We start from the raw sequence: 16,418 nt of genomic DNA, 5'->3' as shown, positions 1-16,418 counted from the left end.
GCGCATTCGATCACTTAATCACCTTGTCGATCAACCCGTACGCCAACGCTTCTTCCGCGCTCATGAAATTATCGCGGTCGGTGTCCTGCTCGACACGCTCAAGCGGCTGACCCGAACGTTCGGCAAGAATCTCATTGAGCTGCCGCTTGGTTTTCAAGATCCAGTCGGCATGAATACGGATATCTTCGGCCTGACCTCGCACGCCGCCCAAAGGTTGGTGAATCATGACTTCACTGTTGGGCAGACAGTAGCGTTTACCTTTGGCTCCGGCGGTAAGCAAAACCGCCCCCATACTGGCAGCCATACCGATGCAGATGGTGGAAACGTCAGGCTTTATGTACTGCATCGTGTCAAAAATGGCCATGCCTGCGGTGACTGACCCACCTGGAGAGTTTATGTACAAGCTAATGTCTTTCTCAGGGTCTTCGGCCGCCAAAAACAACAGCTGGGCCACGACCAGGTTGGCTATGTCGTCGTCAATCTCACTGCCTAAAAAAATGATTCTGTCTTTCAACAAGCGCGAGTAAATATCATACGCGCGTTCTCCTCGGTTGGTTTGTTCAATGACCATAGGGATTAGCATACTATCCGCCCTCCTTTTTGCGTTGATATGTAGAATACTAAGATACAACATTTTGGAGTTAGAAAACAAGGCACGAATACGTTAGTTCGTGCCTTGTACTCCTGTACTAGATTATGCGGTTACTTTGCTTTGTGCAACCAGGAAATCGACTGTTTTGCGAGTTTGGATGTCTTGGTACAGTCCAGCCATGCCATCTTGGGCTGCAAACAGTTTTTGCAGCTCGTCTGCAGGACGACCGTACAGACCAGCCAATTTTTCCAGTTCAGCGGTGATGTCAGCTTCTTCAACCTTGATCTCTTCCGCTTTTGCGATCGCTTCGAGCGTCAGTGCAGTGCGCACACGAGTGGTTGCGTCAGCGCGCATTTGGTCGCGCAGCTGGCTTTCATCCATGCCGGAGAATTGGTAGTACAGTTCGATGTTCATGCCTTGGTATTGCAGGCGTTGCGCGAATTCCTTCACCATTTGATCCAGCTCTTGCTCGATCATTACGGATGGGATTTCGATTTCTGCGTTTTCGCTAGCTTTCAGCACCAATTGCTCGCGCTCGTAGTTTTCTTTCTCTTTTGCCGCTTTTTCTTCGAGCTTTTTCTTCGTGTCGGCTTTCAGCTCGTCCAGCGTGTCGAATTCGCTCACATCTTTTGCGAACTCATCGTCGAGAACTGGCAGGTTTTTGCGTTTGAAGCTGTTCAATTTCACATTGAATTTCGCTTCTTTGCCAGCGAGGTTAGGAGAATGGTATTCTTCCGGGAATGTTACGGTAACTTCCTTCTCTTCACCGATTGTCATGCCGACCAATTGCTCTTCAAAGCCAGCGATGAATGTGCCGGAGCCCAGTTCCAAGGAATAGTCTTCCGCTTTGCCGCCTTCGAAAGCAACGCCATCCTGGAAGCCTTCGAAATCGATGCTGACGATATCGCCGTTTTCGGTTTTGCCTTCTTCGACAACAACCAGTTCAGCGTGGCGCTCTTGCATGCGTTTCAGCTCAGCGTCAACGGATTCGTCAGTCACGCTGAAATCTTTCGCTTCGATTGTCAAGTTTTTGTAGTCACCCAGTTTTACTTCCGGTTTGACTGTAACGGTCGCTTTGAATACGAGCGTTTCGCCTTTGCCCATTTTTTCCACGTCAACTTCCGGACGGTCTACAGGCTCGATGCCGGTTTCGCGAACAGCTTGTCCATATGCAGTTGGAAGCAAAATGTCCAACGCTTCTTGATACAAGGATTCAACGCCAAAACGCGCTTCGAACATTTTGCGCGGCATTTTTCCTTTGCGGAAGCCAGGTACGTTTACTTTTTGTACTACTTTTTTGAATGCTTGATCCAATGCATCATTTACTTTTTCGGCTTCAACTTCAACCGTTAATACACCTTGATTATTCTCTAACTTTTCCCATTTTGCTGCCACTTTAAACTTCCCCTCCTAGAATGTTTCCAAAGGACCTTGCACAAGTACACCGTATATCGACGTACATTACATGCCATTATAACCATTTTAGTATATCACATACGAAAGATATTTCAAGGCGCTTGCCTGCGCAGTCGAAACGTGCCGCCGCGCTCGTTCACCGTGTTCCCCTTGATGTCGAAAAAGGTAACTTTGACAGTGACAAAATCAGCGCCCGCCTCGTCTTCCTCTACCAGCGCATAGGTTGGCACCGGAAAGTGGCGAGGCTGCAGCATGCTGCCGGGATTGAGGAACAAAATATCCCGTTCAACCGTGCACACCGGCACGTGCGAATGCCCGAAAATCACAAGATTCGCCCCGGTTTCCTCCGCGCGGTAATGGAGCTTTAACAGCGAGCTTTTGACGCCGAACAGATGGCCGTGCGTTTGATAGATACGCAAGTTTTTCCAGACGCTGCCCAGCTCAAGCGGCACTTTGGTATCCACGTCGCAATTGCCGCGAACGAGCCGCATGGCAGAAAATGGCGCCTTTTTGCGGTCGGTGCAAAAATCGCCGCAATGAAACACGTGTTCCGTCTGATGGCGGTCCACTGCCGCTTTCACTTCCGCTGTCGCTCCGTGTGAATCGCTGAGGATGAGAATGCTCATCGCCCGTTCACTCTCCCCGGAAAATTTGCATGAGCTGGTGCATTGCCGCCGCCCGGTGGCTGATCCGGTTTTTGGTCGCCGGATCGATCTCTGCCATCATGCAGCCGCGTTCCGGCAAGTAAAACACCGGATCGTAACCGAAGCCGTTCGTCCCCTTCGGCTCATGGGCGATCATCCCTTCGCATGTGCCGGTCGCGATCACCGGGGCTTCGCCCGGCGCGACGTAAGCCAGCGTGCAGCGAAAACGGGCGGTGCGCTTTTCATCCGGCACGCCTTCCAGCTCCGCCAACAGCTTGCGCCAGTTCGCCTCGTCGTTCCCGTGCTCGCCGGCGTAGCGGGCGGAATAGACGCCAGGCGCTCCGTTCAGCGCGTCCACTTCCAGTCCGGAGTCGTCGGCCAGCACGGCACAGCCGAGAAAGGCCGCGGTTTCCACCGCTTTTTTCACCGCATTGGCTTCAAACGTGTCCCCGTCTTCGACCACGTCGGGCGCGTCGGGAAAATCCGCCAAGCTGACGGCGGTATAGCCCAGCTCGGCGAACATTTTATTGAACTCTTTTACTTTCCCCTGGTTGCGCGTCGCGAGCACAACCTTTTTTTCGTTCGCTTGACTAGGCATGGCTTCCCTCTTTCACTTCCTGTGCAGGCTGTGTATGTATGTATTGCGTCAACTCGCCCAGCGCCTGTTTTTGCGCCTCGATCAAATCCGCGATTCCCGTCTGCGCGAGCGCCAGCAGTGCAGTCAGCTCGGCCGGGGTAAACGGTGCTTCCTCTCCCGTCCCCTGCAGCTCGACATATTTGCCCGCACCTGTCATGATCACGTTCATGTCGACGGTCGCAGTCGAATCTTCTTTATAATTGAGGTCGAGCAGCGCTTCGCCGTTGATGATGCCTACCGAGGTGGCCGCCAAATAGTCGGTGATCGGCAGTTTTTTCCACGTTCCGCTTTGAACCAGTTTGTACATGGCATCGACCATTGCGACAAAAGCGCCGGTGATCGATGCTGTGCGGGTGCCGCCATCCGCCTGGATGACGTCGCAGTCGATCCAGATCGTGCGCTCGCCCATGGATTCCAGTGCGACGACCGAGCGCAGCGTCCGTCCGATCAAACGCTGGATTTCCATCGTTCTTCCGCCCAGCTTTCCTTTCGACGATTCGCGGGCGTTGCGCGTTTCCGTCGCGCGCGGAAGCATCGAATATTCAGCGGTAATCCAGCCTTTTCCGCCGCCCCGCATAAAGGGAGGAACCCGTTCTTCCAGTGAGGCGGTGCAAATCACTTTGGTATCGCCGACCTCGATCAGGCAAGACCCTTCTGCGTGCTTTATGTAATTGCGGGTGATGGTCACCGGGCGCAATTGGTCGCTCACACGTCCATCATTTCTCATTCCATGTTCCTCCTGTTTTCAATTCACTCCAAAAACTGGTCCAACTTCCGCTCATTATACCAGAGCAGCGAAACATTCTGCTACTCTTGGGCAGACCTGCGTACTGGAAAACTTTTGCAGTTTTTTTGTCCTCTACATGAAAATCCACGCCAGGCAAATCTGGCGTGGCGTGTGTTGCGAAAATCAGAACAGTGTCGCATTGATTTCCTTCGGCCGGACAACCGGTTTGCTCAGGTCGAGGTCTCCCGCCTGCGCCAATGGCTTGCCGTCCACCTTGATTTGCACCTTCTGGCTGCCGGTGCTCTCCGTGAGCGATAGCACGAGCGCTTCCATCGCTTCCGGACTCGGCTCCTTGCCTTTATCATAGGAGAGCGCTTCATCGCTCAAATTGACGACCACGGTCCCGTTCGATTGCTCCACGCCCAGAACGCGTGTCGTGCTCACCAAGGAATTGAAGAGCGGCGAACCTTCGCTTGGCCCTTTGATGAATTCCTCAACCACCGCTTTTGCCCGATTCTCGGTTTCCGGAATCAAGCGGGTAACAGGGACAAAATAGTTATGCTTTTCATCCAACTGCGACTGGAAGTAGACGGTGACCGGTGTCGTTTGACCAGGAATCGTGCCGTCCGCCAGTTCCAGATTAATACCGTTTCCGCGCTGCAGCAGCGATACCGGCGTTTTGGCTGCAGGCATTTCGGCCAGTGGCGTGCCATTTACCCAAATCGTCACATTTTTAATGTTCGGAAACTCCGTCAGCGCCCGCGTGATGGCATCGACCACTTTTTGCTCATCCTTGGCATCGTATTTCGTAAATTCCTTGGAAAAGTCAACCGTGGCGACCCCTTCCTTGATGGACATGCCAAGCACTTTCGTCCCTTCCGGCAAAATCGCCTGGAACCCTTGCGGCAGCAGCTGCTGGACAGGGCCGCCCTTGATCATGTAGGTCAGGACTTGTTTGGCCGATCCTTCTGCTTTCGGCAGCGTCAGCATGACCGGTACGACATAGCCGTTCGGGTCAAGCAGATACACGGTTGGGTGCACCGTCGCCTGGGCAGTCGTGCCGTCCGCCGTCGTCGGCACCTGCAGCGGCTGCGTGCCGTCTGCCGGGGTCGCCGCATTGGGATCAATTCCCGCTGTCGCTTGCGGAGTTGCATTCAAATTGCTGGTTTCCTCTGACGAACCAAACAGGCTGCATCCGGAAAGAAGCATCGCACTTACACCGACAACTGCCGTCACTTTTATCAAACGCCCGCTTCCCATCATGTGTAACCTCCTCGCAACACTTTGTACTACCATGTATACGAACTTCCATGATGATTATGCGTGGATTGTCCGTAAAAAGGGACGAAATGCCGGTTGTCTATTCCGGCTGGAAACGCTCCACATACAGCTTGCGATTCAGCCACTGTTCGCCGATTTCCTTGAACACTTGCGGATCACCGCTCGTGAAGAAACGGTGGGTTGGCTCCCCGCTGCCCGGCGCGGCGTGCAGATCATGGATCTCCAGCAAATGGGATAACCCAAGCGCCGTCTCCTCCCCGGAATTGATCAGCGTGATGTCATTTCCCATCGCATCCTGGATCAGTGGCGCCAAAAGCGGGTAATGGGTACAACCGAGGATCAACGTGTCGATTCCTTCCCGCTTCAGCGGTTCCAGACTTTCCGTGACGATCCGGTGCGCTTCCTCGGTTTCCAAAAGCTGTCCTTCCACCAGCGGAACAAACGCCGGGCAGGCCAGACTTGCAAAATACAACTCCGGATTGATGCGCCGCAGCGCACGCACATACGCTTGCGTGCGGACCGTCGTTTCCGTTCCAATAATGCCGATCCTGCCGCTGCGGCTGGCGGAAATCGCCGCGCGCGCCCCCGGCTCGATGACGCCGATGATCGGCAGATCGCTCTGTCCGACCAGCTCTTCCAATACGACAGCTGCCGCCGTATTGCAGGCGATCACGAGCGCCTTGATCGAAAACTGTTCCAAAAACCGGATCATCTGATAGGTAAAGGCACGGATTTCGTCTGCGGAACGGGAACCGTATGGACATCTCGCATTGTCGCCTACGTACACCAGCTTTTCATTGGGCAGCTGTTGAAAAATCTCACGAGCTACCGTAAGACCGCCCACTCCTGAATCAATGATGCCGATCGCCTGCTGTCTATTCATGCATCGATGCTCCTTTTTTAATGAAAAACGGGTTTCGCTTTTCATAAGACCTAGATTTGACCACGAATGCTGCAAAAAATGCCTTACTTTTCTTCATGAACAAACGTTTGCTTCCTGTTTCATGTATGCATTCGTCTTGCCTGCCATCAGGCCGCCTATACCAGCGTAAAATCGCCGTTTGCGCCTTTACTAAGAATATGCTGGCGCCTGCTTCTATGTAACGCGGGCAGGTATCACGTAAGAATCGGGTGGAAACAAAACAAAAGGAGGCGGATGCGTGATCCGACTCTCCTTTGCATGTATGCTACGCATATGCGGCTGCTTGAGACTCTTTTGCATGCTATCAACTAAAAAATAAGATAAACGGCGCCTCCCGTCAAGAAAAAACGAGCGGACTTACAAATATAGACCGTCCGTATACATCGCCGTGAGCGTCTGCGCAATCTCCTCCAAAGAGGCGGGATGCTCATTGGAAACGATGCTCCATTGGTACATTTCATTGGAATAAAACCAGCCCGGCGCTACCACTTCCGCCTTCAAATCGGTGCGGGCCAAGCCTTGTTCCTGCGAATATCGAATATCGCGGGTGATCCCCTCGATAAATTTTTGGCGGATTTCTTCCCACTTGGTTTTGATCGCCGGAGACAAGCCCATCGCTTCGGAAAAAACCTGCATCATCTGGCGGTTGGATTCCGCCAGCTTCAAGAAGGTCAACACCTGATTATAGATGATACCGCGCGCTTCCTCTTTTGAACGCGGGAAAAACGGTGTTTGGGCGATCTCAAAAAACTGGGCCATCACGTCTTCGATCAGTACGATCAACAGGTCATCCTTGCCTGTGAAATGAACGTATGCCGTACCGTAGCCGGTCTTGGCGAGCTTGATGATCTGGGAGATCGTCGCTTTGTTGAAGCCTTCTTCAAGAAAAACGGTACGCGCTGCTTCCAACAGCTTCAGTCGCGTCTGGATGGACCGCAGGTGCCGCCCGTCTACCAGCTGCTTTGAGTTCTGCACGTTGCTCCTCCCCCTCCATCATCTTAGAATACACGCTTGTATGCAAAAAGGAAAGAGGTCAAATTTTCGAAATATTTCGTTCTACATTATTGACATCATGTCATATTTTAAGTACGCTAGGAATCAAGTTGCGCATGCACACTGCATCACATACGTATTTATGCAAAGGAGGACCTTATGTCCCACACATCTTTTGACCCGTCCCTTGCCTATGCGGAGGCGCTCGACGCCAACGACGAACTGGCCCATTTCCGCACTGAATTTTATCTCAAACTTGGCACCATCTATCTGGACGGCAACTCTTTGGGGCTGATGTCCAAGCGTTCGGAACGGACGCTGATGGAGCTGATCGAATCGTGGAAGGAGTTGGGAATCGACGGATGGACACAGGGGAAATATCCCTGGTTTTATTTGTCAGAGTTATTGGGAGAGAGGAGCGCATCCATTGTCGGCGCCGATCCTGACGAGGTCATTGTAACCGGTTCCACGACCAGCAACCTCCACGTGTTGGCCGCAACCTTTTTTACTCCATCGCCGACACGCAACAAAATCATCGCCACCGAGCTGGATTTTCCTTCGGACATTTATGCCCTGCAAAGCCAGCTGAAGCTGCACGGCCTCGATCCGGATGAGCATCTCATCCGCATCAAAAGCCGGGACGGCCGCCTGATTGAGGAAGAAGACATCATCGCCGCGATGACCGATGACGTAGCTTTGATCGTGCTGCCAACCGTGCTGTACCGCAGCGGACAGCTGCTCGACATCGAGCGTTTGACGAAGGAGGCCCATGCGCGCGGCATTCTTATCGGCTTTGACGGCTGCCATTCGGTCGGCGCAGTGCCGCACGAGTTCAGCAAGTGGGGTGTCGATTTCGCGTACTGGTGCAATTACAAGTATTTGAACAGCGGCCCTGGCGGCGTTGGCGGGCTGTATGTGAACCGCAAGCATTTCGGTCGCACGCCGGGACTTACCGGCTGGTACAGCTCGCGAAAAGACAAACAGTTCGATATGGAGCACGCGCTTACGCCAGCCGAAAATGCGGGCGCTTTCCAGCTCGGCACGCCACACGTCCTGAGTCTGGCACCATTCATCGGCTCGCTGGAAATTTTTGCAGAAGCCACGATGGAAAAGCTGCGCCGCAAATCGCTCGCGCTCACCCGCTACATGATGGATCTCATCGCGCATGAACTGGACGGCATGGGCTTTACCATTGCCAATCCGCAAGAGGATCACCGCAGGGGCGGTCACGTCTCGCTTGAGCATGAAGAAGCGATCCGCATCTGCCGGACGTTGAAGGAGGAGCATCATCTCATCCCGGATTTCCGCGCGCCGAACATCATCCGTCTCGCGCCTGTCGCGCTCTACAACACGTATGGCGAGGTGTGGCAGTGCGTCCAAATCCTCAAGCAGATCATGCAGGAGAAATCGTACGAAAAATATGAAAACAAGCGTGGAGTCGTAGCGTAAGCGTCAATACTTTTGTCTAAGGGGGTCAATCGCATGGCTTTGAAGCAAGATCAATTTCAGGACATTATGGAGAGAGAGAAAGGACTTCAGCGCGGACTTACCACACGTCAGCTTTCGATGATCGCAATCGGCGGGGCGATCGGCACCGGTCTGTTCCTTGGAAGCGGCATGGCCATCGGCTTTGCCGGTCCAAGCGTGATCGTAAGCTATGCCATCGGGGCAATCATCGCCCTCCTTTTGATGGGCTGCCTTGCGGAAATGACCGTCGCCCATCCGACAACAGGCTCTTTCGGCGCCCATGCGGAACGCTACATCAACCCATGGGCTGGCTTCACCGTCCGCTACTCCTACTGGTTCAGCCTGGTCTGCGCCGTCGGGACGGAAGTGTCGGCCATGTCGGTCTATATGAAATATTGGTTTCCCGATGTTCCCGGCTTGCTTTGGGTCGTTCTCTTTTCCGCCGCACTTATTTATGTGAATGCTACAAGCGTCAATCTGTTTGGCAAAGTGGAATACTGGTTCTCGATGGTGAAAGTCGTTGCCATCGTCGCATTCATCATCCTTGGCGCTACCGTCGTCTTCGGCACCAATTCCCACCCGGACATGGGCGTGCAAAACTTGACCAATGACGGCGGGTTTTTCCCGAATGGCGCGTGGGGCATGTGGATCGCGATTTTTATCTCCTTGTTCAGCTATTTGAGCATCGAAATGATCGCCGTCAGCGCTGGCGAAGCCAAGGAACCGGAAAAAGCCGTGCCGATCGCGCTGAAATCGGCCGTCGTCCGTCTCGTGCTCTTCTATTTGCTCACGCTGGCACTCATGCTGATGATTATTCCGTGGAAGCAGGCAGGCGGCGACAAGAGCCCGTTCGTGAAAGTGTTTGAGCTGATTAACTTCCCGGGCGGCGCCGGCATCATGAATTTCGTCGTTCTGACCGCAGCCCTCTCGGCGATGAACAGCCAGCTGTACATTGCGACCCGCATGCTCTTTTCGCTGTCCCGCGCCGGTTTTGCCCCTGCCTCGCTCGGCAGCGTGAGCAAAAAAGGCGTTCCATTGAAAGCGCTTGCGTTGTCGACGGCAGGGATCGCCATCGCCACGATTATCAATACTGTCAATCCGGACAATGCGTTCATCGTCATGATTTCCTTGTCCAGCTTTGGCGCGATGTTTGCCTGGTTCATGGTGTTCGTCACCCATCTGTACTTCCGCCGGAAATGGGAGCAAGCAGGCGGTCGCCTGCTTCCCGTGCGCATGATCGGCTATCCGTATCTGACGATTTTCGGCGCGCTTTTGCTGGCAGCGGTCGTCTTGTCTACCTGGTTCCAGCCGGAGTTCAAAGATACGCTGACACTCGGCTTCCCGTGGCTCATTTTCATCACCATCGCCTACTTCATCTGGAAAAAGGCAAACCCGCAAGCCTATCAAACGTCCAGCGATGCGAAAAAACAAGATATTACGCAGTAAACTCGATCACTGCGAGCGCCTCGCTTCAGGCCAACGAGTGGGCACCCTTTCCGTTCATGAAAAATGCGGAAAGAGGTGCTCTTTTTTGGGGGCGGTCATGATGTGTTTCTTCTATAATATATATTCTTGGTTCTCTTCCACCAGCAGGCCGGTGCTTGACATCGCGTCAAGGCCATTTTGCTTCCCCATTTGCGAGAATGACTTGATCCAATCACCTGTCATGGGCACCTGACATATCATATGGTACACACAGAGAGGAAGTTGGTTGAGGAGGAAGAACGCGTTGGTACAAACTGCGAAAGATTTACAACGATGGAGCGAATGGGGACGGCAATGGCTGCTCTATTTGCGGAAAAAACCCGAGTTGATGCCCATTTCCGCCCAGCAGCTGCGCAAATTCGAAAACGCCTTTCAGCAAATCGGGCAGCAAGCAAGCGTTGCGCTCGCCAAAAATACAAGCGAAGACGAACTGAGCCGGTTATCCGCTAAAGCCGAATCGGTGCAAGCCCAATTCCAGCAGGTGCTGCAGCGCGTGCAGCAGCGAAACGGGGCTGGGCAAAGCCCAAAGACACAGCTGCAGCAGGCGAGCTATCAGCAGCCCAGGGCGGAAGCGGTTGTGCATCGTCCTGTGCCGATCGGAGGGCATAAACTGCCTCCCTTACCCTATTCGTACGATGCGCTGGAACCGTTTATCGACGCCGAGACCATGCGTTTGCATCATACCAAGCATCACCAAAGCTATGTGGATGGACTGAACAAGGCGGAAACAGCCTTGCAAAAAGCGCGCAGCAGCGGTGATTTCGATTTGCTCAAACATTGGGAACGGGAGCTGGCTTTTAACGGGGCTGGACATAACCTCCACACCCTCTTTTGGACCAGCATGAGGCCGGATGGCAGCAAACAGCCTGAGGGCGACCTGAACAAACAGATCGTACGCGATTTCGGCGGGGTCGCCCCGTTCCGGCAGCAGTTTTCCCTGGCGGCGGAAAAAGTCGAAGGCGGTGGCTGGGCCATCCTCGTCTGGTCGCCACGCGCGCAGCGTCTGGAAATTTTGCAGGCAGAAAAGCACCAGAACCTGTCCCAATGGGATGCCGTGCCGCTTTTGCCGCTCGATGTATGGGAGCATGCCTACTATTTGAGCTACCAAAACAACCGGCCGCGCTATGTGGATGCGTGGTGGAACGTGGTCAACTGGGATGCGGTGCAGAACCGGTTTGACGAAGCGCGTCAGCTGCGTTGGACGCCTTATTGACGTCTGGCCGGATTGCGACCGTGGAGCTGAGCCGGTGTTTTCAAAAACAAGTGAAGAGAAATCGGTAAGACGAAACAATCGATGGCGTCGTCCTCGATTGTTTTGTTGTTTCTTCAGCCCTCAAGCGGAAACCAGCCAGCCATGGCCCAGATGCTTTTCCACAGCGAATCGGGGATTGCCAATACCTCCTGATCGCCCCGCTTGATCGTTGTGCGAATTTCATCTTCGCGACCTTCGGCGATTTTTTCAAGCCAATCCGGCTCCATGATCAGCTCTCGGCCGAGCGCGATCAATGGAATACCTGACTGCAGGGCGAAAAGCGCATCCTCTGCCGAATGAATCCCGCCTACGCCAATGACAGGTAGCCGGTGTCCGATACGCCTCTCGATGATCGCGATTCGCGGCCGCTCATCGGTAACGCCACGGCGCGGCAGCGACCAGAAATCGTTCAGCGAAACATGCACGTAATCGAGTCCGCTCGCAGCAAGCGCGTCGCAAAATTGCAGCGTGTCTGCCATCGTAATCCCCGGTGTCTCCGGCTCCTCGGGAGAAAGACGGTAGCCGATCAAAAACGGCTGCTTGGCATACTGCTTCACCACCCGCTTGACAGTCTCGATGACAGCCAGCGGAAACGCCATCCGCTTCTCCAGCGTGCCGCCCCAGCAGTCATTCCGGCGATTGGCATGCGGAGAGAAAAACTGCTGCAGCAAAAATCCGTTGGCCCCGTGCAGCTCTACGCCGTCAAAGCCTGCCAGGATCGCCCGCCTGGCAGCATCGCCAAATGCCTCGATGATGGCAGCGATCTCCGCTTCGGTCGCTTCCCGTGGAACGCTCGCTCCCTGCTTTTCATCGGCCACCGCGCTGGCGCTGATGACCTCGCTGCATGACGGCGGCAGCTTGCGGCCGGCATGGACGAGCTGCAGCACCGCTTTCGCGCCGTTTGCCTTGAGCGTGCGAGCAAGCCGCATCAAGCCGGGGAGCAGTTCATCACGGTCGGCGGCGAACTGCCCGGGAAACCCGCCCTTTGCGGTAACCGTCGCACCGGCTGTGACAATCATCCCAGCGCCTTTCGCGCGGCGAGCGTAATAGCTGATTTCTGCATCGGAAACGGAACCGTCGGGGTGTGAGGCGGAATGGGTCATCGGCGCCATGACGATGCGATTTTTCAATTGAAGGCCGTTTGCCAGGTGCAACGGCTCAAAAATGGGTTGGAAGCGTGGATTCATCTTTCTCACTCCTGTTTGGCGAATGGGTCTCCCAATACGTTTGCTTTTCTTTATCCTAACAAAAATTGACTGACAGAACCTGTCAGTCAACTTTCCTTTTCAAGCGATCTTTTTGATTTTCCCCCCACGCCCCAATGGGTCGCCGGAATCTCGGTCACGAGCACGCGCACCTGTTCCGGTCGAACCTGGAGATTCCTGACGACCGTTTCCGTCACCTCGGCGATCAGGCGCTCAATCTGCTCCTCGTCGCGTCCTTCGACCAGCTGGATGTTGATAATCGGCATATGCTACCGGCAGGCAAGCGAAACGCTGCCCAGTCCATCGAATTGCGCGTGGATCGTATCGCCCGGCTCGAATGCGAACGCTTCGGACAACGCGCCGGACAGGACGAGATCGCCTTTTTTCAGCCCTTTTCCCTGCTCCCCCAGCTTGTTGACCGCCCACGCGACCGCTTCCGCCGGGTGTCCCAACACAGCGGCACCTGCGCCGGTCGCCTGCACGACGCCATTTTTGGTGAACACCATGCCGACTTTGGCCAAATCAAGCTGGTCCGGCGCGACCAGCTTGCTGCCAAGCGTGAAGCAGGCGGAGGAGCAGTTGTCGGCTACGACGTCCGCTAGCGTAAACTTGAAATTCAAATAGCGGCTGTCGATGATCTCAATGGCCGGAGCGACATAGCGCGTCGCGCGCAGCACATCGTCCGCCGTCACATTCGTCCCTTGCAAATCTGCGCCCAGGAAAAATGCGATTTCCGGTTCTGCTTTTGGGTGGATAAAGCGTTGGTAATCGACCGGCTCCCACTCCAAGCCGAGCATGCCGCTCGTGAGATAGCCATAGATTGCTTCATGAACGCCCATCATCTGCTGCTTCGCTTTGCTGGTCAACCCCAGCTTCAAGCCGATGCGACGTTCACCATCCGCCTCTTTTTGCGCAATGAGCTGCTCCTGGATCGCGTATGCATCCTCGATGGACATCTCCGGATAGTTGTCGGTTACTTTCACGACCTCACGCCGCTCTTTTTCCGCTGCCAGCAAGCAGGCGACGATTTCTTTTTGCGCTTCTGCGTTCAGTGCCATCGACTACGCCCCCTTTCCTTGCTGTTTGGCCAACTCGGCCGCCACATCGATGATCATGTCTTCCTGACCACCCACCGCTTTGCGTCGGCCCAATTCGATCAAAATATCGCGCGGATCGATGCCAAACCGTTTGCCCGCCCGCTCGGCATGCAGCAGGAAGCTGGAATATACGCCTGCGTAGCCCATCACGAGGCTGCCTTTTTTGATTTCTTGCGACCCTGGCAAAATCGGCCCGACGATCTCTTCCGCGACATCCATCAGCTGATACAGGTCGATTCCCACATCGATGCCCATTCGCTCCAGAACCGCCACCAGCACCTCTGTCTGCGTATTGCCCGCACCTGCTCCCAGACAGCGCATGCTGCCGTCGATCCGGGTCGCCCCTTCCTCAATCGCCGCCAATGTATTCGCCATCGCGAGCGAAAGGTTGTTGTGGGCATGGAAGCCGATCTCGATGTCAAGCGACTGACGCAGCGCGGCGATCCGCTCCCGCACCTCATGAGGCAGAAGCGCCCCGGCCGAATCGGTCACATAGACCGCCTGTGCCCCATAGCTCTCCATCAACTTCGCTTGTTCTACCAGCTTGTCGACCGGAGCCGAGTGCGCCATCATCAAAAAGCCCAACGCTTCCATTCCCAGCTCTCGTGCAAGATGAATGTGCTGGGCGGATACATCCGCCTCCGTCACATGGGTGGCAACGCGCACGAGACCAGCCCCCAGCTCCTGCGCCTGCTTCAGCTCATTGACCGTGCCGATGCCAGGGATCAGCAGGACCGCTACGGTCGCCTGCTTGCACACCGATACTGCCGTCTCGATCAGCTTCATCTCGTCGACCCGCGATCTGCCGTACTGGATCGTGGAGCCGCCCAAACCGTCCCCGTGGCTCACTTCGATATAGTGCATGCCCGCTGCATCCAACGCTTGCGCCACGGTGCGCACCTGTTCTTCCGTAAACTGGTGGGCAACGACGTGGCTGCCGTCGCGGAGGCACACTTCCGTAATTTTGATCGGTTTCTCGCTCTTTCTCTGCATCCTTCATGCTCCTCCTTTCCTTTTGCTTTAGTTCGCTCCTGCTGCCAGCAAATGCTGGGCCACCGTTTCGCCCACCTGTGCCGCAGCGGCCGTCATGATATCGAGGTTCCCTGCGTACGGCGGGAAATAATCGCCCGCTCCCTCCACTTCAAGGAAAACCGTGACACGGTTGCCGTCAAACAACGGCTCCTGTTTTAAGCGATAGCCAGGCACATAATGCTGCACGCTTGCCACCATCTCCTGGATGGACCGGTAAATCGCCTGCTCATCCATCTCTTTGACATCGCAATAGACCGTATCACGCATCAAAATCGGCGGTTCGGCCGGATTCATGATGATGATCGCCTTGCCCACATCCGCACCGCCGACTTCTTCCAGTCCGCGCCGGGTCGTGAAGGTAAACTCGTCGATGTTGGCCCGCGTTCCCGGACCCGCGCTTTTGCTTGCGATCGTCGCCACGATCTCCGCGTACGACACGTCGGCCACACGGTTGATCGCGTGTACGATCGGAATCGTCGCCTGACCGCCGCACGTGATCAGGTTGACATTGTCGCTTTCCAGCTTCTCCGCCAAATTGACGACCGGACAGACGAACGGCCCGCGCGCTGCCGGAGTCAGGTCGATCGCGATTTTGCCCAGTTCGCGCAGCGCTTTGGCATGGCGCACATGCGCTTTGGCGGACGTCGCATCGAATACGATGTCCGCAAGCCCAGGCTGCTCCACGATCGCCTGGATTCCGTTTGCGAAGATCGGATACCCGCGATCATGCGCGCGCCGCAAGCCGTCCGAATCCGGATCGATGCCGATCATCGCCGCCAGTTCGATATGTGCACAACGTTCCAATTTATACATCAAGTCCGTGCCGATGTTGCCCGAACCGATGATCGCCGCTTTGATTTTGCTCACAGCCATTCCCTCCCTAGTCAAACGTGATGCTCACCTGGCCCAACGCGCCAAAATGAGCTTCTACCGTGTCGCCTGCACATACCGGAATCGCCGCGGACAACGCGCCCGGCAAAACCAGTTCCCCTGCCTTGAGCGTGATGCCGAACTCATGCAGCTTGTTCGCAAGCCAGGCGATCGCGTGCGCCGGATGTCCCCAGGCCGCTGCGCTCGCTCCGTTTCCTGCTAGCTCGCCGTTTTTATACATGACCATGCCGGTGGCACGCAAATCGACATTGCCGAGGTCGCTTTGCCGGCTACCGACGACAACCCGCGCCGAGGAGCCATTGTCCGCCACCGTGTCGATCAGCTTGATTTTCCAGTCCGCGATCCGGCTGTCGATGATTTCAAGCGTCGGCACGATCTTTTCCGTCGCCATCAGCACGTCCACGTACGTGATGTTCGGCCCGACCAAATCTGCTCCCAGCAAAAAGCCGATCTCCGCCTCCACTTTTGGCGCCAGAAACTGCGCAGCCGAAATCGTCGCCCCATCTGCGATGCGCATATCATCCAGCAAATGTCCGTAATCGGGTTCGTTTACGCCGAGCATTTGCTGCATCGCCACGCTGGTCAGCCCCACTTTTTTGCCGATGACGCGGCGGCCGGAAGCCAGCTTGTGCTGCATGATCGCAAGCTGGATCTCGTACGCATCCTGCACCGTGAGATCGGCATAGCGCTGTGTGATCGGCGGTACGGCTACACGCGTCTGCTCCGCTTCGAGCAGCTCGCTCGCCATTTGTTCTACGATAGACTGCATATGTTCAC

General features: G+C 55.2%; 17 protein-coding genes. 3 read left to right on the top strand and 14 right to left on the bottom strand.

Annotation, left to right across the window (positions count from 1 at the left end; all coding sequences use genetic code 11):
• Positions 1-10: 10 nt before the first annotated feature.
• The 8 genes from clpP to ACTID9_RS09195 all read right to left on the bottom strand — a co-directional run bounded on the left by clpP (position 11) and on the right by ACTID9_RS09195 (position 7,194).
• A complete protein-coding gene (gene clpP / locus ACTID9_RS09230; protein WP_441070901.1) occupies positions 11-583 on the bottom strand; it encodes an ATP-dependent Clp endopeptidase proteolytic subunit ClpP in 573 nt (190 codons plus the stop codon).
• Between the two features lie 111 nt (positions 584-694).
• Positions 695-1,987: a trigger factor gene (gene tig / locus ACTID9_RS09225; protein ID WP_441070900.1), complete on the bottom strand. Its 1,293-nt coding sequence runs from the start codon at positions 1,985-1,987 to the stop codon at positions 695-697.
• Positions 1,988-2,100: 113 nt separating this feature from the next.
• Positions 2,101-2,634 carry a metallophosphoesterase family protein gene (locus ACTID9_RS09220; RefSeq protein WP_441070899.1) on the bottom strand — a complete coding sequence of 178 codons (534 nt, stop codon included), beginning with the start codon at positions 2,632-2,634 and terminating at the stop codon, positions 2,101-2,103.
• A 7-nt stretch (positions 2,635-2,641) separates the two neighbouring features.
• Positions 2,642-3,250, bottom strand: a complete 609-nt coding sequence (locus ACTID9_RS09215) for an XTP/dITP diphosphatase (RefSeq protein ID WP_441070898.1) — start codon at positions 3,248-3,250, stop codon at positions 2,642-2,644.
• Positions 3,243-4,016, bottom strand: coding sequence for a ribonuclease PH (gene rph, locus ACTID9_RS09210; RefSeq protein ID WP_441070897.1), 774 nt, complete (start codon positions 4,014-4,016; stop codon positions 3,243-3,245). The genes ACTID9_RS09215 and rph overlap by 8 nt, the downstream gene beginning before the upstream one ends.
• Before the next feature lie 183 nt (positions 4,017-4,199).
• Positions 4,200-5,279, bottom strand: coding sequence for a GerMN domain-containing protein (locus ACTID9_RS09205; RefSeq protein ID WP_441070896.1), 1,080 nt, complete (start codon positions 5,277-5,279; stop codon positions 4,200-4,202).
• Positions 5,280-5,376: 97 nt separating this feature from the next.
• A complete protein-coding gene (racE, locus tag ACTID9_RS09200) occupies positions 5,377-6,180 on the bottom strand; it encodes a glutamate racemase (RefSeq protein ID WP_441070895.1) in 804 nt (267 codons plus the stop codon).
• A gap of 396 nt (positions 6,181-6,576) precedes the next feature.
• Entirely contained in the window at positions 6,577-7,194 is a 618-nt protein-coding gene (locus ACTID9_RS09195; RefSeq protein WP_441070894.1) for a TetR/AcrR family transcriptional regulator, read from the bottom strand.
• 177 nt (positions 7,195-7,371) lie between these two features.
• Between ACTID9_RS09195 and kynU the strand changes: the two genes are divergently transcribed.
• From kynU to ACTID9_RS09180, 3 genes are all read left to right on the top strand, one after another.
• Positions 7,372-8,661, top strand: coding sequence for a kynureninase (gene kynU, locus ACTID9_RS09190; protein WP_441070893.1), 1,290 nt, complete (start codon positions 7,372-7,374; stop codon positions 8,659-8,661).
• A gap of 33 nt (positions 8,662-8,694) precedes the next feature.
• Positions 8,695-10,125, top strand: a complete 1,431-nt coding sequence (locus ACTID9_RS09185) for an amino acid permease (protein WP_441070892.1) — start codon at positions 8,695-8,697, stop codon at positions 10,123-10,125.
• A gap of 283 nt (positions 10,126-10,408) precedes the next feature.
• Positions 10,409-11,377 (top strand): superoxide dismutase, encoded by a 969-nt coding sequence (locus ACTID9_RS09180; RefSeq protein WP_441070891.1) that lies wholly within the window; start codon positions 10,409-10,411, stop codon positions 11,375-11,377.
• Between the two features lie 113 nt (positions 11,378-11,490).
• Here ACTID9_RS09180 and ACTID9_RS09175 read toward each other — a convergent pair whose 3' ends face one another.
• The 6 genes from ACTID9_RS09175 to ACTID9_RS09150 all read right to left on the bottom strand — a co-directional run bounded on the left by ACTID9_RS09175 (position 11,491) and on the right by ACTID9_RS09150 (position 16,410).
• Positions 11,491-12,603, bottom strand: coding sequence for an NADH-dependent flavin oxidoreductase (locus ACTID9_RS09175; protein ID WP_441070890.1), 1,113 nt, complete (start codon positions 12,601-12,603; stop codon positions 11,491-11,493).
• 86 nt (positions 12,604-12,689) lie between these two features.
• A complete protein-coding gene (locus tag ACTID9_RS09170; RefSeq protein WP_441070889.1) occupies positions 12,690-12,887 on the bottom strand; it encodes a 4-oxalocrotonate tautomerase in 198 nt (65 codons plus the stop codon).
• A gap of 3 nt (positions 12,888-12,890) precedes the next feature.
• Entirely contained in the window at positions 12,891-13,679 is a 789-nt protein-coding gene (locus ACTID9_RS09165; protein WP_441070888.1) for a 2-keto-4-pentenoate hydratase, read from the bottom strand.
• Between the two features lie 3 nt (positions 13,680-13,682).
• Positions 13,683-14,711 carry a 4-hydroxy-2-oxovalerate aldolase gene (gene dmpG / locus ACTID9_RS09160; protein ID WP_441070887.1) on the bottom strand — a complete coding sequence of 343 codons (1,029 nt, stop codon included), beginning with the start codon at positions 14,709-14,711 and terminating at the stop codon, positions 13,683-13,685.
• Between the two features lie 27 nt (positions 14,712-14,738).
• The gene (locus ACTID9_RS09155) at positions 14,739-15,617 is read right to left on the bottom strand and encodes an acetaldehyde dehydrogenase (acetylating) (protein ID WP_441070886.1); all 879 of its coding nucleotides are present in this window, start codon (positions 15,615-15,617) and stop codon (positions 14,739-14,741) included.
• A 13-nt stretch (positions 15,618-15,630) separates the two neighbouring features.
• Entirely contained in the window at positions 15,631-16,410 is a 780-nt protein-coding gene (locus ACTID9_RS09150; RefSeq protein ID WP_441070885.1) for a 2-keto-4-pentenoate hydratase, read from the bottom strand.
• Positions 16,411-16,418 lie beyond the last annotated feature (8 nt).

Origin of the sequence: Brevibacillus fluminis (assembly GCF_052072235.1) — a bacterium.
Lineage (GTDB): Bacteria > Bacillota > Bacilli > Brevibacillales > Brevibacillaceae > Brevibacillus_D > Brevibacillus_D fluminis_A.
Note: the sequence above shows the minus strand (reverse complement) of the source record. Positions and strands in the feature narration are given on the sequence as shown.